Origin of the sequence: Flavobacterium sp. YJ01 (assembly GCF_029320955.1) — a bacterium.
GTDB lineage: Bacteria > Bacteroidota > Bacteroidia > Flavobacteriales > Flavobacteriaceae > Flavobacterium.
Map to the genome: position 1 here is coordinate 4,596,566 of NZ_CP119757.1, position 22,378 is coordinate 4,618,943.

Genomic DNA, 22,378 nt, shown 5'->3' on the forward strand with positions numbered 1-22,378 from the left:
AAGCGTTTTTTTAACTTTTCCAATGTAAGTAAATAGTCACTAAAATACTACATTATATGCAGATTATCGGAAATAAGTTTTATTATATCGATTATTTTTTGAATTTAAATATTTTTGCACTATAAAATAATCTAAGAATAATAAACTGTGAAGCATTCGCGACCGAGACATATAAAACTAATCATTATTATGATGTTTTTTATTCCTTTTGTAGGAATTAGTCAAAGTAATGATAATTTAATGGAAACTATAATTACATCTGGAAACAATGCAACGGGAACTTCTGGCACAGTAGCTTATTCAATCGGCCAAGTATTTTATACTTATATGGGAGTTGATGCCGTTTACAATGTAGCTCAAGGAATTCAACAGCAAGTAAAAGACGAAACATTAGATACCCCAGATGTAGAAGAACCTGCTAAAGCCGAAATGTTTGTTTACCCAAATCCAACTGCAGACTTTGTTAATATAAGTATGAATGGTATGGAATTGGAAGGCGGACAGCGATCGTACAGACTTTACGATATTCAAGCAAGGCTTTTAAAACAAAATACAATTAATCAAGCTGATACCCAAGTCAGTCTAAATAATCTTAGTCCGTCTATTTATATACTCGTAGTATATGTAGACAATAAGATTTTGAAATCATTTAAAATAATTAAAAATTAAAAACGGAAGATCTAATGAAACTGGCACATACCCTTATATTATTATTTGTAACGCTATCATTTAAGGTATTTGCACAATCACCTGAAAAAATGAGTTATCAGGCAATCATTCGTGCACAAGACAATAGCTTGGTTGTTAATTCTAAGATAAGCCTAAAAGTGATTGTTCATCAAAGTACCGCTACAGGAACTATCGTTTATCAAGAAACACATTCTCCAACGACTAATGCGAATGGATTAGTTTCTTTAGAAATAGGAACAGGGACAATTGTAACAGGTGATTTTAGTAAAATAGCTTGGGATAAAGGTCCTTACTATATAGAAACACAAGTTGATGTAAAAGGAGGAAGTAATTTTAATATCACTGGAGTAACACAGCTTTTAAGTGTTCCTTACGCCTTGTACGCTAAAACTGCAGGAGGCACTTCAAGTACTCCATTTAGATCAGCAATTGTTTCATTTACTTCTTCGAGAAATATCGCTGCTAGTGATGTAAATAATACAATAGAATGCACAACTGCATCTACATTAACATTGACTTCAGATTTTGGAAGCATGGCAGTTGGCGAAACCATTAACTTAGAAGCTCACAATGGGGCTGTGTTAACGGTACAGGCAGCTTCTGGTGTTACATTAAATTATACTGCAGCAGGAAGCGCTAAATTTACAAGTACAGCTGGAAACGTGAGATTTGGATTTCTTAGAAAAACAGGAACAAACTCCTATATTATATCAGGACAATGAAACATTTAATTTATTTTTTGCTTCTTTCAACGGCTGGTTTTTCGCAGAATTATCATTATGCAATAGATGAAACTCCGGTTAAGACTACTCCGGAAACTCCAGTTGTAAACAATCAGGCTGAAGAAGTAGCTTATTTTAATGCTTATTTGCTGCCGATTGCACAAAAAGCAACTATCCAACAGGCTTTAGATAAATATGGTGCTGTAAGATTAGAAAAGGGAGATTACTCTGGAGTGAATATTGTTATGAAAAGTAATCAAAAATTATATGGGCATCCATCACTTAATGCATTTTCGAATATTACTATAGCTGCTGGAAGTACTGGCGTTGTGGTAGAATATTTAATTCCAGCAGATAAAACCATAACTCTTGAAGCAGGAGGAGTAATTTCTAATTGTACATTTAAATCAATAAAATGGGCAACTTTGAAAGCAACGAATGCAACATTTGAGAATAATTCTTTCATAAATTATGGTGGACCTATAGTTATTGATTGCAGTCAGTCTGGTTATTTTAGAAACAATAGGTTTATAAAACATCAATCAGGTATAACGAAAGTATTAACGATGAAAGGAAATGCAGTAACTCCGAGTTACGGAAACGTGCATTTGCATACAAATTTTCTAACACCTCATGGAGATACATCAGAGTTGACTAATCTTCAATCGGCTACTTTTGTTGGTATTGATGCAGAAGGATGGAATCTTAATGGAGCAGGATCTAATGCGATGTTTAAGGCGTCTAATATGGGGAATGTTAAAATTACAGATTTAGGAGGTGGTAATTCATACTCAGCAGTACGTACCGGAGCTTATGATATTGATGCAACAAACGTACTTATATTAAATAAAAAGCTTAATACTGAATTTGATGTAATATCGCCAAGGACAAATATGACGCTTATAAATGCTTTAGGAGGGTACAAAAGAAGCACAGGTACAGTTACAGGATATGATTTATGGGGTAACTTAGATAATAGTAATTCTATAAAATATAATAATGTAGAGCAAACCGCGGCAATAACAAACTCTACAATTCTTGCTAATTTAAGTAGCTCTATTTTAGGGACAAAATATACGCCTTGGGCAAGACCTACATGGGAAACGTTACCAGATCCTTTAGGACCAAATTGGAGAACTGATAGAGTAGGAAAGCCAGACAGTACCACATATATTCAAAATTTAATTAATAATGCAGGTATTGCAGATCTTCCGGAAGGAGTATTTTATATTAGTTCAACCTTAAAAATGCCTCTTGATAGAAAACATGGAATTATGGGGAAAGGTACTGGTAAAACAGTTATTGTTGGTTTAAAAGACGATTTTCCTTTAATTACCCTTACCGGTGGCCAGGATGATAATTTTGTTTTGTCACATTTGACATTGCAAGGTGGAAGTACAGGAGTTTATTCTTCACAAAATTTTGGCACACAGCATATGAGTTTTGTGTGGTTGAAATATGTTGTGTTTAGAGATCAGACTATTGGTATTCATTTAGATAAGATGATGGGGTTTGATAATAATTTTTTTGATAATATTTCTTTTGTAAATTGTAATAAAGGCTTTTATCAACAGCCTCTTCCAGGTGGTGTTTCAGATAATTCAAGCTTCGTAGATAAAACAGTATTTTATAAAAGTCAATTTATAAATTGTGCTACATCAGTTTCAATGATAGCAACAAGAGCTGATAATTTGAATGCATGGATTGATTGTAAATTTAGTGGAGGTCAAACAGCGCTTGATTTAGCTGCAAATAATTATCCAATGGTTATAAATAGTGATTTTACCAACTTTAATGGTAATCATGTGATTAAGAGCGAGCAGATTTCTCTTTATGGTGTTAACTTTTCAGGCAATAGTAATACGAAATCAACAATTAAATCAATTGCGGCACATATTGAGGGATCTAATTTTTCGGATGCAACACCTATGTTTTCATCAGTTATATACAACCCTGTTTTTGTGAGTATTTTAAATTCTACTGTTACAAGTAGTATTTCTTCTCTGGTTATAGATGGAGATTGGAATAGTAAATATTCAGGGGTATTTATGAATAATAATTTTAAAGCAAACTCGACTCTTAGTAAGTTGCTTGTAAATATGAAAGAAGGTGTTTCTACAGTAATTATAAATACCGCTTCAAATCCTTATCCGCAACTTTTAGTAACGCAGTAAGGCTGTAACTTAGACATGATAATACAAACCGTTAATTTTTTAAATTAACGGTTTTTTTATTTATAGATCTTACAATGCAACTAAAAGTGTTTATTGTAAAAACAAAATTATATTGGTTTGTTACCTGTTTTTAAATCCTATTTTAAAGTTTGAAAAACAACTTTTCAAAGCTATCATTTCTGTGATATGGCAATCTTTTAGCTTTAACTACTTTTTTTAGTATTTGGTTAGTGATAAATTGATAGCTAAAGCAAGTAAAACTACGTGCTTATTCTCTTATAAAGTAAGTTTTTTAGCAATTTATTACCGATGATACAAGCCGTAAAACTCAACATGGTGTATTTTATCGGATTTTAAAATCCGTTGAACAGATTTATTATTATATGGTCAAAACATTCTATATTTTTGATCGAAAATTAAAATGAATGATAAAGAAAAAGTGTCATTTAGCTTTAAACGTTGTTAATAATTGAATAGTTACTGTTAAAAGGTGATTTATTTACAATAATAAGGCAAATGTAATTTAAAACTTTTGCGAGTTTTATTTTATGATGACAGTAGCTTTAAAATATGAATTATTTATACTTTTTTATTTTTTATGAAATATAGTGTATACGAAAATATTAGAAAAATAAGAGAATTAAAAAATTTCACCCGAGAGTATGTAGCTGCAGAATTAAAAATGAGTACTAGCGGTTACGGGAAAATTGAAAGGGGTGATGTTGATTTAACAGTTTCTAAATTGATAGAAATTTCAAAAGTTTTAGAGGTCTCAATTGAGTTCATATTTAAATTCGATGTTTCCATTTTTTTTAGTGAAACTAGATGATATTTCTTGTGTAATTTATTAATTATTAAAGTAATAAAACTAATAAGTTAAAATAAAAAAATAATATCATGGAAAATTACTACTTAAAGATTAAAGAGTATCGGTTGCAGAATAATCATACTCCTGAATATGTAGCTATTCAAATGGAAATGAGTGTAAAAACATACGAGAAAATCGAAAACGGAATGGTCGACCTTAAGTTGTCAAAACTAGATCGATTAGTTAAGATTCTTGGCATTAAAAAGAGTCAGATTTTTCAATTAGAAAATTAAATTTTCCAATTGTATTTGTTCTATAAAAAAGAGTAAAAAAAGATAAGCATTTCTTATATCAGCTCTTTCTTTTCTGATTTATTATTTACGTTTTTTAGTTTTAAAACATAACCTAAAGATTCTAAAATTAATACATAGTGTGTTTTTGTAATATCTTTTACAACAGCATTTTGATCGCAAAAAGGTCCAGAATTTAAGTGTACCTTATCACCAATTTGATATTGCATAACAGATATCTCTTGAGAAGTATCTCCAGTATCAAGCCACTCTTTAATAGTCGCAATTTCATGGTCTTTTACAATTGCGTGTTTTCCTAACCAAAATAAATATCTTACTACACCAGGAGAATCAAATATTAAATTTCTGTCTTTTTCTTGCAGTTGTACGAATATGTAGTTGTTGAATAACGGAACTTCAACCTTAACCTTTCTGTCTGATCTTTGCTGTATCTTTTTTATAACAGGGCAATAACAGTTTATGTTGAATTTAGTTAATTGTTCTGCTGCTCTTTTTTCCCATTTAGGTTTTGTGTACACTACATACCATTTCATATTCTGTAAAAATTTTAAATAGTTTTTTAATAGAAAATGTTGTTTTTAACTCTTTTTGTATTTCTCTCAAATTTTTAGAAAAACGATATTCTTTTATGTAACTACTTTTTTAAAATACAAACATTCTGAAAAGAAATATTTCGCAATCGATGTAAATAAGAGTTTTTTATAAATTATCAATAATTACAAGACTTTCGGTCTTTAAACTAAGTGGTAAATTTAAATCTAAGACACGAAAATAATAGATGAGTTTTATACTAAAATTTCCTTATTAAGGACATTTAGCAACAAAAATGAGATTTGCGATCAGCCCTATTATTATAATTTTATCTCAAATTATTATAGAGAATTAGTGCTGTGATAATGACTAAAATTTCTTGTTTTTTTATCGAAGTTTTAATCATTTTCAGTTAGTCAAAATCGATAATAATTTGATTTTTTTACCATTTATAATTTGATTTTTTTGAGTAGTTAAAATGTAACTATTCACGGGGAACCCTTTTTTAAAATTTAAAAAAAAGTTCTGTAACCCCAGTAAAATGGCAGATTATGATTTACTAAGCATTCAACATTAACAAGCATATTTTTTTAATTTAAAAACATTAAGCATATGAGAACCGGAATTACATTTAGTGCTTTTGATTTGTTACATGCAGGGCACGTTAAAATGCTTGAAGAAGCAAAACAACATTGTGATTACTTAATTGTTGGTTTACAAACGGATCCAACATTAGATCGTCCGACAAAAAACAAACCAACTCAAACAGTTGTCGAAAGATACATACAGCTTAAGGCGTGTAAGTTTGTTGATGAAATTGTTCCTTATGCTACAGAACAAGATTTAGAAGATATTTTAAAAGCTTTTGCTATTGATGTACGCATCTTAGGAGACGAATATAAAGAGAGAGATTTTACTGGTAGAACTTACTGCGAGGAAAAAGGAATTGAATTGTATTTTAATACTAGAGATCATCGTTTTTCGAGTACTAATTTACGTCATGAAGTTTATCAAAGAGAGGTTTTAGTGCATTCAAATGGAAATTAATACTGTTACACATGTTATTTTAACTGGAGGAGTAGGAAGTAGATTATGGCCTCTTTCCAGAAAGACATTGCCTAAGCAATATCTTGAACTTTTTGATGGGGAGTCGCTTTTTGAAAAAACGGTGGCTCGTAATTTAAATATTTCCGATAAAACTATAGTAGTTGGTAATATTGAGAATTATAAAATGAGCAATGACATTATGTCTAAATTCGAGAAACCTTTTACTCATATTGTAGAAGCTCTTCCTCGTAATACTGCAGCAGCTATTGCATTTGCAGCCTTTGCATCAGAACCAGATGATATTTTATTGATTACTCCATCTGATCACGTTATCGATGGCAACGATTTGTATAGTAATGCTTTGCATAAAGCAATTGCTCTTGCAAACCAAGATTATCTAGTAACTTTTGGTATTAAACCAACTAAACCAGAAACGGGTTATGGTTATATCGAATTTGAAAATGAAAATGTCATCGCATTTCATGAAAAACCAAATTTAGCAACAGCATCATTATATCTGGAGAACGGAAATTATTTCTGGAACAGTGGACTATTTTGTTTCAAAGCTGGCAAGTTTTTAGCGGAGCTTGTTAGCCAGGAACCTGAAGTTTATTGGGCGTCAAAAACGGCTTGGGAAGGAAATAAAGACGGTTTTCTAGATTATGAATTATCTTTAAACATACCATCTATAAGCATTGATTATGCTGTTATGGAAAGGAGCGATGCTATTAAAGTTGTTCCTGCACAATTTGAATGGTCAGATCTTGGTTCTTTTGAATCGGTTTATGATTATTTGGTTGAAAAAGGTCATCCTATAGATTCCAATAGAAATATTGTAATTGGAACTTCCATGCATACAACTTTTATAGGAGTAAAAAATTGTATCCTGATTTATACTGCCGATGCTTTGATGGTGTTGCAAAAGGAAAATTCTCAAGAAGTAAAACAAGTTTATCAGCAATTAGAATCTATCGATTCTCCATTATTGTAATTGTAAATAATTAAAAACAATGATTAATAAAAACGCGATAATATATATTGCTGGACATAAGGGGATGGTTGGAAGTGCCATTTGGAGAAGCTTGACTGCAAAAGGTTACAGCAATCTTATTGGTGCATCTAGCAAAGAACTAGATTTGAGAGATCAATATGCAGTTCGAGAATTTCTTCAAAAAGTAAAGCCAGATGTTATTATAGACGCCGCTGCAAAAGTGGGAGGGATTCTGGCAAACAATGATTTTCCGTATCAATTTTTGATGGAAAATATGCAAATTCAAAACAATCTAATTAGTGAAGCTTACAATTTAGATGTAGATAAATTTATTTTTTTAGGAAGTTCTTGTATTTATCCAAAACTTGCTCCACAACCTTTAAAAGAAGATTATTTGTTAACCGCTTCTTTAGAAAAAACGAATGAATGGTATGCTTTAGCTAAAATTACTGGTGTAAAATTGTGCGAGGCTATTCGCAAACAGTACAACAAAGATTATGTGAGTTTAATGCCGACCAACTTATACGGTATTCACGATAATTTTGATTTGAGCAGCTCTCATGTTTTGCCAGCAATGATTCGCAAATTTCACGAAGCCAAAGAGAGTAACAATGCATCTGTAATACTTTGGGGAAGCGGAACCCCAATGCGAGAATTTTTGTTTGTTGATGATATGGCAGAAGCAGTAGTTTTTGCTTTAGAAAACAAATTGCCAGAACATTTGTATAATGTTGGAACTGGAGAAGATTTGACCATTAAAATGTTGGCGTCAACAATACAGAAAATTGTGGGGCATACTGGAGAAATCATCTGGGATGACAGCAAGCCCGATGGAACACCAAGAAAATTAATGGATGTTTCTAAGATGCACAACATCGGATGGAAACACCAAGTGAATTTAGAAGAAGGAATTCAAAAAACCTACAATTGGTTTCTAGAAAACATAGAAAGTTTAAAAGAAAAAAGCTACTAAAGCTTCATTCTCTTTAAATCTAGAGACTCACCCAAAGACTTTAAAATTAAGATTTTATCAATTTTGCAACATTGCAGCATAATGCCTTTGTGCCTTATAATAATATTATGAATCCAGCAAGAAAAACAGCATTTATCACAGGAGTGACAGGACAAGATGGCGCTTATTTAAGTGAATTTTTGTTAGAAAAAGGTTATATCGTTCACGGATTAAAAAGACGTACATCTTTGTTTAATACCGATAGAATTGATCATTTATATCAAGATCCACATATCGAGAATAGAGATTTTATTCTTCACTACGGTGATATGAGTGATAGTACAAATTTAACTCGTTTGATTCAGGAAATTCAACCAGATGAAATCTACAATTTGGCAGCAATGAGCCATGTAGCAGTTTCTTTTGAAACGCCTGAATATACTGGAAATGTAGATGCATTAGGAACATTAAGAATTTTAGATGCAGTTCGTTTATTAGGTTTAGAAAAAAAGACCAGAATTTATCAGGCATCAACTTCAGAATTGTATGGTAAAGTACAAGAAGTTCCGCAAACAGAAACTACACCTTTTTATCCGAGATCTCCTTATGCAGTAGCAAAAATGTATGCTTTTTGGATTACTGTAAATTATAGAGAGGCATATGGAATGTACGCTTGTAATGGAATTTTATTCAATCACGAATCACCAATTCGTGGAGAAACTTTCGTAACACGTAAAATTACAAGAGCCACATCAAGAATAGCTTTGGGATTGCAAGACAAATTATACTTAGGAAACCTAGACGCACAACGTGATTGGGGACATGCTAAAGATTATGTTCGAATGATGTGGATGATTCTTCAGGCAGATGAACCAGAAGATTTTGTAATTGCTACCGGAAAAACTACTCCAGTTCGTGAATTTGTAAGAATGAGTTTTGCCGAAGTTGGTATTGAGTTAGAATTTAAAGGTCAAGGTGTTGAAGAAAAAGGTTTTGTTGTTTCTTGCAGTAATCCTGATTATCAATTGCCAATCGGAAAAGAAGTATTGGCTGTAGATCCGCATTATTTTAGACCTACAGAAGTTGATTTATTAATTGGAGATCCTACTAAAGCTAGAACAAAATTAGGCTGGGAATGCGAATATGAGTTGTCAGAATTAGTAAAAGAAATGATGGAATCAGACATAAAACTAATGAGAAAAGAACAGCTTTTAAAAGATTCTGGTTTCGCGATTTTAAATTATTTTGAATAATAGATTAGTAAAAGAGAAACAAACATTTTTTGCCTCGAAAAAGATAATTAAATGAAAATCAAAAATATTTGTTGTTTAGGCGCAGGTTACGTAGGCGGTCCTACAATGTCTGTAATTGCATTAAAATGCCCTGAAATAAAAGTAACAGTTGTTGATTTAAATGAAAATCGAATTGCTGCTTGGAATGAAGAAGATTTAGATAAATTACCAGTTTATGAGCCAGGACTTGCCGAAGTTGTAAAAGAAGCAAGAGGACGTAATTTGTTCTTTTCAACAGATGTTGATAGCGCAATTGAAGCGGCCGATATGATTTTTATAGCCGTAAATACTCCAACAAAAAATTATGGAGAAGGAAAAGGTATGGCTGCTGATTTAAAATTTGTCGAACTATGTGCAAGACAAATTGCTAGAATAGCAAAAAATGATAAAATTATTGTGGAGAAATCGACTCTTCCAGTTAGAACAGCCGAAACTTTACAAACTATTTTAGATCATACAGGAAACGGAGTTAAATTTGAAGTACTTTCTAATCCTGAATTTTTGGCAGAAGGAACAGCTATTGAAGATTTATTGAACGCTGATCGAGTTTTAATAGGTGGAAATCAAACTGAAAGCGGTAAAAAAGCAATTCAGGCTTTAGTTGATGTTTATTCGCATTGGCTGTCTCCTAAACAGATCTTAACTACAAACGTTTGGTCTTCAGAATTATCTAAATTAACTGCGAATGCATTTTTGGCGCAAAGAATTTCTTCGATTAATGCCTTATCTGCTTTATGTGAAGTAACAGAAGCAGATGTTGATGAGGTAGCCGCTGCAATTGGAACTGATAGTCGTATTGGACCTAAATTTCTTAAAGCATCAGTAGGTTTTGGAGGTTCTTGTTTTCAAAAAGATATTTTAAACTTAGTGTATTTGTGCCGATACTTTAATTTACCAGAAGTAGCAAATTATTGGGAACAGATTACCATTTTAAATGATTATCAGAAATACCGTTTTGCAAAAAAAATTATTACTTCTCTTTTTAATACTGTAAGCGGTAAAAAAATAACTTTTTTAGGATGGGCATTTAAAAAAGACACTAATGATACTCGTGAATCTGCAGCAATTTATGTAGCAGAGCATTTAATTGAAGACGGTGCCGAAATTCATGTTTATGATCCTAAAGTTTCTGAAGAAAAAGTTAAAGCAGATATGAGCTATCTGTGGGAACTAAAAGGATTTACAGAGCAAAAAATTGAAGCGAAATTAAAACAGATTTTTATTTATAAATCTTACGAAGAAGCGCTTAATGAATCTCATGCAGTTGCGGTTTTGACTGAATGGGACGAATTTAAAACATACGATTGGAATTCGATTTACGTCAACATGTATAAACCAGCTTTTGTATTTGACGGACGTAATATTCTGGATTCAGAAAAATTAAGAGCCATAGGTTTTCAAATAAAAGGAATAGGGAAAGGTTAAAGTAGCCTATTTTTTTGAAGTTTTTTAAACGATTATAATCCATTTTCTTGAAAAATATTTTGCTAAAATTCAAACAACATCCCAAATATGAAATCTTCATTAACTGGGGAAAGCTAATCTCTATTACTGGAGGAGCACAAATCTTAATACAAGCTATAGGATTAATTTCGGGTATTTTAATTATTCGATTGTTGCCAGTTCAAGAGTATGCTTTTTACACCTTAGCCAATACTATGTTGGGAACCATGACCGTGCTTGCAGATAGTGGTATTGCAACTGGCGTAATGTCAAAAGGAGGGAAAGCATGGCATAATAAAGAAAAAATGGGTGTTGTTTTAGCAACAGGACTAGATCTTAGAAAAAGATTTGCAGTAGCAAGTTTTGTAGTTTCTATTCCAATCTTAATTTATCTTTTAATCAGAAACGGATCTAGCTGGCTGATGGCTATCTTAATATCGATTGCAATGATTCCAGCATTTTATGCAGCATTGTCTGATTCTTTACTTGAGATTGTGCCAAAATTAAATCAGAGTATTTTGCCCTTGCAACGCAATCAGGTAGAAGTTGGAATTGGAAGATTGCTTTTGCTTGGTTTAACAATGTTTATTTTTCCTTGGGCTTTAGTGGCAGTTATGGCTGGAGGAATTCCTCGCGTCTGGGGAAATGTTGGCTTGAGGAAAATCGTTTACACTATGGCCGCTAAAGATAAACAGCCTGATAAAGAAATTAGAAAAGACATTTTAGCTTTAGTTAGACGTCTTTTGCCTACATCAATTTATTATTGCCTTTCAGGACAAATAACTATTTGGTTAATTTCTGTATTTGGAAATACTAGTTCTCTGGCTCAGTTGGGAGCTTTGAGTAGATTGAGTGTTATATTATCTATTTTTAATGTAATTATTACAACATTAATTATTCCGCGTTTTGCAAAATTAGAATCAGATAAATATCTTCTATTAAAACGTTTTTTACAAATAATGATTCTTTTAGTTGTTATATTATTCATCGTTACAGTTTTCGTTTATCTTTTTCCTGCACCTATACTTTGGATTCTTGGAGATTCTTATAAAGGATTGTCGTATGAATTGTTTTTGACTGTCATTAGTAGCTGCATTGGGCTAATGACTGGTGTAGTTTTCAACCTATACAGTGCGAGAGGCTGGGCTATATCTCCAATTTTGTCAATTGCAGTTAGCGTTTTGGCTATCATTGCTTTTGCTAGTATGCTAGATTTAAGTACGCTTAAAGGCGTTTTGTTTTTCAATATTGCTACTGGATTAATTGTATTATTTCAGACTATTTTATTTTGCATTTACAATATTCTTCAAGTAAAGAAATAAAGTTCAAAGAATATAAAAAAGATAATTCTGAGATTATCAAAGTTTTGGATTCATTTATAAAAGTTAAATTTTCAGTATAAATAATATGGATATTCTTTTCATTTGCGGCTCTGTCGAATTAGGTAATGATGGTGTAGGTGATTATACACGCCGATTATGCGGCAAACTTATAAAAGCAGGTCATAAAGCACAGATTTTGTCTTTATGCGATCAGATTATTTATTATTCTACTGAAAGTCAAATTGTAGAAGAAACAACTGTTATAGCACACAGAATTCCAGCATCGACAACTAATAAACAGCGTTTGATATGGTTGCAGAATGTTTTGAAAGATTTTGAACCAGATTTGATTTCGTTACAATATGTGCCTTATAGCTTTAATCCGAAAGGTTTGCCTTTTTGGTTGCCTTCTTATTTGAAAAAAATAAGAGGAAATCACAAATGGCATATTATGTTTCATGAGTTATGGCTAGGAATAGATACTGAATCTTCTTTAAAACATAAATTAATTGGCAAATTACAGCAAGTAATTGCTAAAAAGATAATTCAAAATACCAAAACTCATTTCATTAATACACAAAATCAGCTTTATCAGTATTTTCTAAAATCTCATAATATTGATGCAGAAATTTTACCAATTTGTGGCAATATACCTCTAACAGCGGTAAAAATTGACCGTAGAGAATTTGCTCAATTTGTTTTATTTGGAACGATTCATAATGGAGCTCCTTTTGAAGATTTTATTGAGGATCTAATGATAAATTCAGATCAATTTAGCAAACCAATAAAATTTGTTTTCATTGGAAAAAACGGACCAGAATTAACAAATTACACGGCAATATTAGATTATTATAATATTCGCTATGAGGTTTTAGGTCTTCAGCCAGAAAATGTGATTTCGCAAGTGCTTAGAAACAGTGATTTCGGAATATCTACAACGCCTTATTATCAGAGTGAAAAAAGCGGTGTTTATGCAGCATATAAAGAACATCAGCTTAATACGATATGTGTTTCTCGAAATTGGACACCAACAAAAGGCCATTATGTAATTCCGCAAATTATTAAATACGAAAAAAATAATCTAAATATAGTTCCAATGAATATTGAAGGAGCTAATGTGAATACTATGGCCGATCAGTTTATTAATTCAATTTCTGTTTTATGAAGCTGCTTGTTTCTCATCCGACTTTAAATGCAAATTCAAAGAATTTAGTAATTGGGTTATTAAAAAACCAGCTTCTATTTAAATTATTCACGTCAATTGCCATTTTTCCTGATCAATTGCTGTTTAAATTAGGAAACAATCCAAAGTTAAAAGATTTAAAAAGAAGAAGTTTAAGCAAGTCTTGGCAACCTTACACAAAGTCTAAATCTTTTTTTGAGTTTGGACGTTTGTTAGCTTCAAAGCTAAAATTAGATTTTTTGGTAAAACACGAAAAAGGCTTTTTTTGTATTGATAATGTCTATCAGGAACATGATAAATGGACTGCTACTAATTTAGCCAAAGCCAAAAAAAATGGATTAGCTGCGGTATATGCTTACGAGGATGGAGCATTATCTACTTTTAAAGAAGCTAAACAATTAGGACTTAAGTGCATTTATGATTTGCCAATTGGTTACTGGAGAAGTGCTCGTTTATTAATGCAAAAAGAGTTTGATATTAACCCAGATTGGTCTAGCACAATTACAGGTTTTAATGACTCAGAAGAGAAGTTGAACAAAAAAGACCAAGAATTGGCTCTGGCAGATGTAATTTTTGTTGCCAGCAGTTTTACAAAAAAAACGCTAGAAGAATATAAAGGAAATCTACCAGAAGTAAAAGTTATTCCGTATGGTTTTCCAGAGGTCAAAAAAGAAAAGAAATATCAGTCTTTAGAAAACAGAAAACTTAAAGTTTTATTTATTGGAGGATTATCGCAACGCAAAGGAATCTCTTATTTATTTGAAGCCGTTGAAGGATTGCAAGATAAAGTCGAGTTGACTGTAGTAGGTCATAAATCGGTTTCTGATTGCACAGCATTAAATACAGCTTTAGAAAAACATAACTGGATTCCATCTTTATCGCATGATCAAGTACTAGAATGCATGCACGAACATGATGTATTTGTTTTTCCTTCATTATTTGAAGGATTTGGATTGGTAATTACAGAGGCAATGTCACAAGGAATCCCTGTAATTACAACAGATCGAACAGCTGGAACCGATTTAATAGAAAATGAGAAAGATGGATGGATCGTACCATCTGGTTCTTCAGAAGCTATAAAAGAGGTAATTAACAAAATACTAGAAAAGCCACAGATGTTAGAAGAATTTGGACTTGCTGCTCAAAGCAAAGCTAAAACAAGACCTTGGTCGGTTTACGGACAAGAAATGGCTGATGCACTTTCTTCCTTAAATAATTAAAAGCAAAAGTTTTTTATGAACACAATAGCAATAACAGAACAAGAAGTACTAGTAGACTATAAGTCCATAAAAACAGCCATTTGGCTGTACTTCTTGCTGTGGATTTTTGAAGGAGCTCTTCGTAAATGGATTTTACCAAGTCTTGCTACACCTTTATTAGTTGTAAGAGATCCGATAGCGATTTACATTATATATAGAGCTATATACCAAAATGTAAAGTTTATAAATTCATATGTTGTTTTTGGTCTAATATTTACATTATTCGGATTAGCACTGACGCTTACTTTTGGACATGAAAATTTATTTGTCGGTATATATGGTGCAAGAATAATGTTGCTGCATTTTCCTTTGATCTTTATAATTGGAGAAGTTTTTACAAAGGATGATGTACTTAAAATCGGTAAATTTTTACTGGTGATGAATATTGTAATGACAATAATTGTTTATTTTCAATTTACAAGTCCTCAAACTGCCTTTATTAATGTTGGTATTGGAGGAGAAGGGAGCGCAGGATTTTCTGGTGCAATGGGATACAGTAGACCACCCGGAACATTTTCTTTTATTTCTGGATTATCTATTTTTTATACTGCAGTATCAGTTTTTGTCTTTTACTTTTGGCTATCTAAGGATCACTGTTCTAAGATTTTGCTCTACGCAAGTACAATTGCTTTAATTATTGCTTTACCATTAACAATTAGTAGAGGTGCTGTTGTTGCTGTAGCAATAGTTGGTTTATTTGCAGTTATAGCATCTGTAACAACAGGAAAAATGTTGTTTAAAGTGGTATTAATTGGTGTTCTTTTATCAATTATTGTTGTATTTCTTCAAAAATATTCAACCATTTTTAGTCTAGGAACCGAAGTATTTATGGATCGAGTTGATACTGTAAATAAAGTAGATGGAGGGGGTTTGAAAAGTTCAATTTTTTTAAGGGCTCTAAATGAATTTCTAGGTCCGCTTTCTGATCTATTTAGTCAGCCAATGTTTGCGGGGAATTTAGGGATGGGAACAAATGCAGGAGCTCAAATGCTAACAGGTAAAACGGTTTTCTTAGTTTCAGAAACGGAGTTTGGTCGTTTAGGGGGAGAACAAGGAATTATTTTTGGAGGAGGATTAATGGTTTTACGTATCATACTTGCAGTTAGTTTAGCAATTACATCTTTTAAATTGCCACAAGAAAAAAAACTTCTTCCATTTATTCTTTGCGGAGCAGCTTGTATATCAATAGCTCAAGGACAATGGGCTCAACCAAGTATTTTAGGTTATGCAACTATTATGTCCGGATTAGTTATCGCAAGCAAAAAGAAAGTAGAAACTCAATTTGAGAAAACTGTTTTATGAATCAAATAATTCTGATAGGTAATTACAAACCTGACAAGCAATTTAGTATGCAAATTTTTGAATCCTTAATGGCAGAAGGATACAGTAAATCAGAAATTAAGGTTAGTGCAATTCGTCCTCGCGAAATATTTAGAAAACTAGCTTTAAGAAAACCAAGTTTAGAAAAATGGCTAGCGTATATTGATAAATTCTTTGTTTTTCCGATTCAGCTTTTAGGTTTTAGAAGTCTAAATTTTATTTTACTTAGATCCGTAAACTATCATATTTGTGATCATTCGAATGCTTTTTATCTGTACTTCTTACCTAAAAATAAAACAATAATAACTTGTCATGATGTTTTAGCAATAAGAGCTGGACTTGGATTTACCGATACTTATTGTTATGCCACAAAATCAGGACAAGTTTTACAAAGAATAATTTTGAATGCTTTGTGTACAGCTAAAAAACTAGTTACTGTATCAGAATTTACTTTAAATCAATTATTAGAAATTGATAATAAACCAGAAAGAAATAAAAATTGGATTACTATTCATAACGCTTTGTCTGAAAAATTCATGCCTTCATCAGACGATCAGATTCAGGAATTACTTAGAAAATATCAGCAATTAAAAGATAAGGAAATCATTCTGCATGTCGGTTCAGATTTAGAGCGAAAAAACAGAAAACTGCTTATCAATATGGTATATGAGTTGCAAAAAGATTGGAATGGAATTTTAGTTTTAGCAGGAGAAAAATTAAATGCTGAATTACTAGAATTAATTAAAAAATTAAAAGTTTCTAATCAAATATTACATATAGAAAACCCTAGTGATAATGAAATTGTTGCTCTTTATTCTATGTGTAAAGTAATGATTTTTCCATCATATTCTGAAGGATTCGGATGGCCGATAATTGAAGCGCAAGCTTGTGGATCACCCGTAATTACGACAAATAAAGCACCAATGATGGATGAGGTAGGAGGAAAAGCAGCTTTGTATGCTGATCCTGATGATCCAAGTGCTTTTGTAAATCAATTTCTAAAATTTAAAGACCAAAATTTTAGAAACGAAGTTATCGAGTTGGGGTATGAAAATGCAAAACGATTTGATTTTGATAACACCATTCGTCAATATGTTGAATTGCTAAAAAAATAAGCATGATAGTACTAAAAATAATGACCGTTTTAATGCCTTGGCCATTAAAGCGATTTATGTTAGTAAAATTTTTTAAATATGAAATTGACCGATCTGCTAAAATTGGATTTTCTTGGATTTTTCCTAAGAAATTAATTATGGATTCGAATTCTTACATTGGAAATTTTAATGTAGCTGTGCATTTAGATTTACTAAAACTCGGAAAATACTCAAGTATAGCAAGAGGCAACTGGATCACTGGTTTTCCAACGAATACAGATTCTAAACATTTTTCACATCAAAAAGATAGACAGTCAAATTTAATAATAGGAGAACATTCGGCAATTACAAAGAATCATCATATTGATTGTACCAATGTAATTCAAATTGGAAATTTTGTTACAGTTGCAGGTTACTCCAGTCAATTGCTAACACATTCTATTAATATAGAATTGAATATTCAAGACAGTAATCCTATAAGCATAGGAAATTATTGTTTTGTAGGAACAGCATCCACGCTTTTGGGCGGAGCAACTTTACCAGATTATAGTGTTCTAGGGGCCAACTCACTATTAAATAAAAGCTTTAGTACTCCTTATCGATTATATGGAGGAAATCCAGCAAAAGAAATTAAAGAATTGTCACAAGAATACAAGTATTTCAAAAGAGAAACAGGTTTTGTCTTTTAACGGTATACTTAACCAAATAAATTACCACCAGAATGAAAGTGATTCACTATATAGCCAGTATTGATAAAAGTGGCGGAGGAACAACAGAGTATATGCGCTTGTTAGGCAAAGTATTAAAAGAAGATATTTCGTTTAGTATTGCCACGGGGCTTTCTAAAGAACCAATTTCTATTGAAGGAGTACCAGTAAAATTTTTTAATAATAAAATAGCACGCTGGTTTTCTTTAAACAAAGAATACCGCACTTTTTTAGAAAATGAAAAACCAGATATTGTACATATTAATGGAATATGGACTCCTCAAAATTGGGCTTTTCAAAATGTAGCTCAAAAATTAGGAATCAAAGTAATTGTTTCTCCTCACGGTATGTTGGAACCTTGGATTATGGCGCACAATCCGATAAAGAAAAAGATAGCTTTGTTTTTATACCAAAAAACGGCACTAAAAAGATCTCTATGTCTTCATGCAACTGCGCAAATGGAGGCTAAAAATATCCAAGCTTTAGGTTTCAAAAATCCAATTCATATTATTCCAAATGGAATTCACTTAAGAGATGTCAAAAAGATTAAGGAAGATTACGGAACAAAAAAAATGATATTCATGTCTCGAATTCATCCTAAAAAAGGTATAGAATTACTTTTAGATGCTTGGAGAACTAGTAATACGGAAGACTGGACTCTTGAAATCGCTGGAAGTGGTGAAGAAGAATATGTTAACAGCTTAATGCAAATTACAGAAGATTTAAAAAATGTCCATTTTGTTGGAGCAAAATATGGCGAAGAAAAATGGGATTTTCTAAGATCTGCTGATGTTATGGTTTTACCAACACATAGTGAAAATTTCGGAATTGTTGTGGCTGAAGCTCTTGCTGTAGCAGTTCCAGTAATTACAACTCAGGGAACACCTTGGGAAGATCTAGAAATTCATAAATGTGGCTGGTGGATTGATTTATCTGTTGCCAATTTAGAAAAAGTGTTATTTAAAGTTTTCAACTCACCAACCATGCTGTTAGAAATGATGGGAAAACATGGAAGAGAATTGGTTGTTGATAAATATGATATAGATACAGTCGGAAAAAAAATGCTTGAATTGTATAAAACGATTTAAAAAGATGAAAATAACTATAGTTCAGGGAGCTTTTTTTCCTGTCCCTCCATTATTAGGTGGCGCTGTCGAAAAAATGTGGTATGGTTTGGCAAAAGAATTTGTTAACCAAGGACATGAAGTAAGCTATATATCAAAATCATATCAGGGATTTTTGGATATTGAAAGCGAAGGAGGAATCAATCATACAAGAGTTAAAGGATATAAAGTGCCTTCGTCTGGTGTTATTTTAAAGGTCTTAGATTTATTTTATACATTAAAAGCAGTTCGAAAAATAGCTGCTAATACAGATATAATTATTTCTAATACTTTTTGGCTGCCGATACTTTTATCATCTAAGCAAAAGAAAAAGTGCATGATTGATGTGGCAAGAATGCCGAAGGGGCAGATGAAATTTTACACAAAAAATGCCAGATTAAGAGCTAATTCAACCCCTGTTGCCAAAGCTATAAAAGACGAAATCAAGAAAGAGTATTTTGATAGAGTTGTAATGATTCCGAATACACTTCCTTTTAGTAATAATAGAGTTATCGATTTTTCTAAAAAAGAAAAAATAATACTTTATACAGGAAGAATACATCCTGAGAAAGGTTTAGATATTTTAATAAAATCATTTGCAGCCTTAGAAGCTAAAGATTGGCAATTGCTTATTGTAGGCCCTTATTCTACAGAAACAGGTGGCGGTGGTGAATCTTATCTAAATGAATTGAAAGCACTATCTGCAAACAGTAATGTGAGATTTTTGGAACCCGTTTTTGATATCGATAAGTTGAACGAAATCTATTTGAAAGCAGCAGTTTTTGTTTATCCTTCAATAGCAGAACAAGGCGAAACATTTGGAGTTTCTCCACTAGAAGCCATGAGCTGGGGATGTGCTACAATTGTTTCAAATTTAGAATGCTTTAAAGATTTTTTGATTCATAATAAAAATGGTTTGTGTTTTGACCACCGCGTAGAAAAAAGAGTTGAAATTCTAAATCAATATCTTAAAGATCTTATTGAGAATCCTAAACTGATTAACGATTTGGCTACTGCTGGTTTGAAGGTAAATGAAACACATTCTAATGAAAAATTAGCAGCTGAATTTTTAAACGAATTTGAATCGATGAAACTCAAATATCAATAGTAATGGAACAGGAATACGCACAAAATTCACCTTATGATTCGCCTTGGTCATTTTCGCAACGAATTAAAATGATTATTTGGGAATATGTTTGGTTATTGTTTTGTATTTGGACGCCAAAACCCTTTAATGCCTGGAGATTATTTTGGCTGAAATTGTTTGGCTGTAAAATTTATGGAAAACCATTTGTACATCAAAGAGCGAGAATTCAAATTCCTTGGAATTTGATTTTACATGATCATGCATGTTTAGGAGATAGAGCCAATGCTTATACATTGGGCGTTATAGAAATATTCGAGCATGCTACAGTAGGGCAGGAAGTTTATTTATGTACAGGAACACATGCTTTTGAAAATCCTGCTTTCAATTTGATTACAAAAAAAATAACGATAGAGAAAGGTGTTTTTATTGGGGTAAGAGCCATCATAATGCCAGGATTAACAATAGGAGAAAATGCTATTGTTGGTGCAGGAAGTTTGGTTACAAAAAATGTTGAGAAAAATAATATAGTCGCAGGAAATCCTGCCAAATTTATAAAATCTAGAAGCTTTGAATAAAATTCCAATTACCGTAGTCGTTTCTGTTAAAAACGAAGCACTTAATTTACCTTCTTGTCTGGATAAATTAAAACGATTTGATCAAATTATCGTGGTAGATTCTGGCAGTACTGATGATACTATAGCTATTGCAAAAGAAAAGGGTGCTGAAGTATTACAATTTGAATGGAATGGAAAATTTCCTAAGAAGCGTAATTGGACGCTCCAAAACGGAAATCTTCGCCATGAATGGATTTTGTTTTTGGATGCTGACGAATTTGTTACTGAAGCATTTGTTGATGAAGTTGCAGTAAAAACCCTAGATCCAAACTATAACGGATTTACCATACAGTTTGAAAACTATTTTATGGGAAGAAAACTTAAATATGGTTACGGATTTCAAAAGTCGGCACTTTTTAAGAAATCTAAAGGAGCGTACGAAAAAATCGAAGAAGATTTGTGGAGTCATTTAGATATGGAAGTTCATGAACACCCAATTATAGAAGGAAAAGTTGGTGTTATTAAATCTAAAGTTGTACATAAAGACTTTAAAAACTTAGAACATTATATCGCCAAACACAATGCGTATTCTTCTTGGGAAGCACAACGTTATCTCCAATTAAAGAAATCTAAAAACGAACTTCTTTCACTTAACCAAAAGATTAAATACGGTCTTCTAAATACAGGTTTGCTTCCTGTTGTTTATTTTTTAGGAGCCTATTTTTTAAAATTAGGATTTCTAGATGGTAAAGAAGGATTTTACTTGGCACGTTTTAAGTCACATTATTTTTTTCAAATTCAAACCAAAGTAGATTCAATCAAAAATAATATAAATTAATATGAAAAGAATATTAATAACTGGTGGAGCTGGATTCGTAGGTTCACATTTGTGCAAAAGATTACTAAACGAAGGAAATGAAGTAATTTGCCTAGATAACTATTTTACAGGAGCCAAATCTAATATTATAGAATTGTTGGATAACCCTTATTTTGAAATGGTTCGACACGATATTACAGAACCCTATTATGCTGAGGTTGATGAGATTTACAATCTTGCTTGTCCTGCATCTCCAGTTCATTACCAATACAATCCAATCAAAACTATAAAGACTTCCGTAATGGGAGCGATTAATGTTTTAGGATTGGCAAAACGTGTAAATGCGAAAGTTTTGCAAGCTAGTACAAGTGAAGTTTATGGAGATCCTCTTGTGCATCCTCAGCCAGAACATTACTGGGGACATGTAAACCCGATCGGGATTCGTTCTTGTTATGACGAGGGTAAACGTTGTGCTGAAACATTATTTATGGATTATCACAATCAAAATAATGTGGCTATCAAAATCATCAGGATATTTAATACTTATGGTCCTAATATGAATCCTGCAGACGGGAGAGTAGTTTCTAACTTTATTGTGCAGGCTTTGCAAGGAAAAGATATCACTATTTTTGGAGACGGACTTCAAACCCGCTCTTTTCAATACGTTGATGATTTAGTGGAAGGAATGGTTAGAATGATGAATTCTGATCCTGCTTTTCTTGGTCCAGTAAATTTGGGTAATCCAAATGAGTTTACAATGCTTGAACTTGCTCAAGCAGTTATAGAATTAACAAATTCTAAATCGAAAATCATTCATTTAGAACTTCCGAAAGACGATCCTAAGCAAAGACAGCCAGATATTACTTTGGCTAAAAGCAAGTTAAATGGCTGGGAACCAAAGATACAATTAAAAGAAGGTTTAGTTACCACTATTAACTATTTCGACAAGTTATTGTTAAATCAATAAACTT

At 32.0% G+C, this 22,378-nt stretch carries 22 protein-coding genes; 21 read left to right on the plus strand and 1 reads right to left on the minus strand.

What is annotated here, in order from left to right:
• Nucleotides 1–189 precede the first annotated feature (189 nt).
• The 5 genes from P0R33_RS20045 to P0R33_RS20065 all read left to right on the plus strand — a co-directional run bounded on the left by P0R33_RS20045 (nucleotide 190) and on the right by P0R33_RS20065 (nucleotide 4,687).
• Entirely contained in the window at nucleotides 190–669 is a 480-nt protein-coding gene (locus P0R33_RS20045) for a T9SS type A sorting domain-containing protein (protein ID WP_276172935.1), read from the plus strand.
• Nucleotides 670–683: 14 nt separating this feature from the next.
• Nucleotides 684–1,412: a hypothetical protein gene (locus tag P0R33_RS20050; RefSeq protein WP_276172936.1), complete on the plus strand. Its 729-nt coding sequence runs from the start codon at nucleotides 684–686 to the stop codon at nucleotides 1,410–1,412.
• Nucleotides 1,409–3,586 (plus strand): hypothetical protein, encoded by a 2,178-nt coding sequence (locus P0R33_RS20055; RefSeq protein WP_276172937.1) that lies wholly within the window; start codon nucleotides 1,409–1,411, stop codon nucleotides 3,584–3,586. Before P0R33_RS20050 ends, P0R33_RS20055 begins: the two co-directional genes overlap by 4 nt.
• Nucleotides 3,587–4,184: 598 nt before the next feature.
• Nucleotides 4,185–4,415 (plus strand): helix-turn-helix transcriptional regulator, encoded by a 231-nt coding sequence (locus P0R33_RS20060; protein WP_144219045.1) that lies wholly within the window; start codon nucleotides 4,185–4,187, stop codon nucleotides 4,413–4,415.
• Nucleotides 4,416–4,483: 68 nt separating this feature from the next.
• Nucleotides 4,484–4,687, plus strand: coding sequence for a helix-turn-helix transcriptional regulator (locus P0R33_RS20065; RefSeq protein ID WP_184162524.1), 204 nt, complete (start codon nucleotides 4,484–4,486; stop codon nucleotides 4,685–4,687).
• Between the two features lie 53 nt (nucleotides 4,688–4,740).
• On the opposite strand, the gene P0R33_RS20070 is transcribed toward P0R33_RS20065, so the two are convergent.
• Nucleotides 4,741–5,238 carry a UpxY family transcription antiterminator gene (locus P0R33_RS20070; protein WP_276172938.1) on the minus strand — a complete coding sequence of 166 codons (498 nt, stop codon included), beginning with the start codon at nucleotides 5,236–5,238 and terminating at the stop codon, nucleotides 4,741–4,743.
• 610 nt (nucleotides 5,239–5,848) lie between these two features.
• Between P0R33_RS20070 and P0R33_RS20075 the strand changes: the two genes are divergently transcribed.
• The 16 genes from P0R33_RS20075 (at nucleotide 5,849) to P0R33_RS20150 (ending at nucleotide 22,374) form a co-directional block, all read left to right on the plus strand.
• Nucleotides 5,849–6,283, plus strand: a complete 435-nt coding sequence (locus P0R33_RS20075) for an adenylyltransferase/cytidyltransferase family protein (RefSeq protein ID WP_184162518.1) — start codon at nucleotides 5,849–5,851, stop codon at nucleotides 6,281–6,283.
• Nucleotides 6,273–7,274 carry a sugar phosphate nucleotidyltransferase gene (locus P0R33_RS20080; protein WP_276172939.1) on the plus strand — a complete coding sequence of 334 codons (1,002 nt, stop codon included), beginning with the start codon at nucleotides 6,273–6,275 and terminating at the stop codon, nucleotides 7,272–7,274. The genes P0R33_RS20075 and P0R33_RS20080 overlap by 11 nt, the downstream gene beginning before the upstream one ends.
• 22 nt (nucleotides 7,275–7,296) lie before the next feature.
• Entirely contained in the window at nucleotides 7,297–8,247 is a 951-nt protein-coding gene (locus tag P0R33_RS20085; protein ID WP_276175674.1) for a GDP-L-fucose synthase, read from the plus strand.
• Nucleotides 8,248–8,354: 107 nt separating this feature from the next.
• The gene (gene gmd, locus P0R33_RS20090; protein WP_276172940.1) at nucleotides 8,355–9,479 is read left to right on the plus strand and encodes a GDP-mannose 4,6-dehydratase; all 1,125 of its coding nucleotides are present in this window, start codon (nucleotides 8,355–8,357) and stop codon (nucleotides 9,477–9,479) included.
• Between the two features lie 51 nt (nucleotides 9,480–9,530).
• Nucleotides 9,531–10,943, plus strand: coding sequence for a UDP-glucose 6-dehydrogenase (locus tag P0R33_RS20095; RefSeq protein ID WP_276172941.1), 1,413 nt, complete (start codon nucleotides 9,531–9,533; stop codon nucleotides 10,941–10,943).
• A 47-nt stretch (nucleotides 10,944–10,990) separates the two neighbouring features.
• Nucleotides 10,991–12,283: a polysaccharide biosynthesis protein gene (locus P0R33_RS20100; protein WP_276172942.1), complete on the plus strand. Its 1,293-nt coding sequence runs from the start codon at nucleotides 10,991–10,993 to the stop codon at nucleotides 12,281–12,283.
• A gap of 85 nt (nucleotides 12,284–12,368) precedes the next feature.
• Nucleotides 12,369–13,448, plus strand: coding sequence for a hypothetical protein (locus tag P0R33_RS20105; RefSeq protein ID WP_276172943.1), 1,080 nt, complete (start codon nucleotides 12,369–12,371; stop codon nucleotides 13,446–13,448).
• Nucleotides 13,445–14,686: a glycosyltransferase family 4 protein gene (locus tag P0R33_RS20110; RefSeq protein WP_276172944.1), complete on the plus strand. Its 1,242-nt coding sequence runs from the start codon at nucleotides 13,445–13,447 to the stop codon at nucleotides 14,684–14,686. The genes P0R33_RS20105 and P0R33_RS20110 overlap by 4 nt, the downstream gene beginning before the upstream one ends.
• A gap of 15 nt (nucleotides 14,687–14,701) precedes the next feature.
• The gene (locus P0R33_RS20115; RefSeq protein WP_276172945.1) at nucleotides 14,702–16,027 is read left to right on the plus strand and encodes a hypothetical protein; all 1,326 of its coding nucleotides are present in this window, start codon (nucleotides 14,702–14,704) and stop codon (nucleotides 16,025–16,027) included.
• Nucleotides 16,024–17,160 carry a glycosyltransferase family 1 protein gene (locus tag P0R33_RS20120; protein ID WP_276172946.1) on the plus strand — a complete coding sequence of 379 codons (1,137 nt, stop codon included), beginning with the start codon at nucleotides 16,024–16,026 and terminating at the stop codon, nucleotides 17,158–17,160. The genes P0R33_RS20115 and P0R33_RS20120 overlap by 4 nt, the downstream gene beginning before the upstream one ends.
• 2 nt (nucleotides 17,161–17,162) lie before the next feature.
• Nucleotides 17,163–17,828: an acyltransferase gene (locus tag P0R33_RS20125; protein WP_276172947.1), complete on the plus strand. Its 666-nt coding sequence runs from the start codon at nucleotides 17,163–17,165 to the stop codon at nucleotides 17,826–17,828.
• Between the two features lie 32 nt (nucleotides 17,829–17,860).
• Nucleotides 17,861–18,934, plus strand: coding sequence for a glycosyltransferase (locus P0R33_RS20130; protein WP_276172948.1), 1,074 nt, complete (start codon nucleotides 17,861–17,863; stop codon nucleotides 18,932–18,934).
• A gap of 4 nt (nucleotides 18,935–18,938) precedes the next feature.
• Nucleotides 18,939–20,057, plus strand: coding sequence for a glycosyltransferase family 4 protein (locus tag P0R33_RS20135; RefSeq protein WP_276172949.1), 1,119 nt, complete (start codon nucleotides 18,939–18,941; stop codon nucleotides 20,055–20,057).
• A gap of 2 nt (nucleotides 20,058–20,059) precedes the next feature.
• Nucleotides 20,060–20,611 carry a DapH/DapD/GlmU-related protein gene (locus P0R33_RS20140; protein WP_276172951.1) on the plus strand — a complete coding sequence of 184 codons (552 nt, stop codon included), beginning with the start codon at nucleotides 20,060–20,062 and terminating at the stop codon, nucleotides 20,609–20,611.
• Entirely contained in the window at nucleotides 20,604–21,428 is an 825-nt protein-coding gene (locus P0R33_RS20145; RefSeq protein WP_276172952.1) for a glycosyltransferase family 2 protein, read from the plus strand. The genes P0R33_RS20140 and P0R33_RS20145 overlap by 8 nt, the downstream gene beginning before the upstream one ends.
• Before the next feature lies 1 nt (nucleotide 21,429).
• Nucleotides 21,430–22,374 (plus strand): UDP-glucuronic acid decarboxylase family protein, encoded by a 945-nt coding sequence (locus tag P0R33_RS20150; RefSeq protein ID WP_276172954.1) that lies wholly within the window; start codon nucleotides 21,430–21,432, stop codon nucleotides 22,372–22,374.
• Nucleotides 22,375–22,378: the final 4 nt, after the last annotated feature.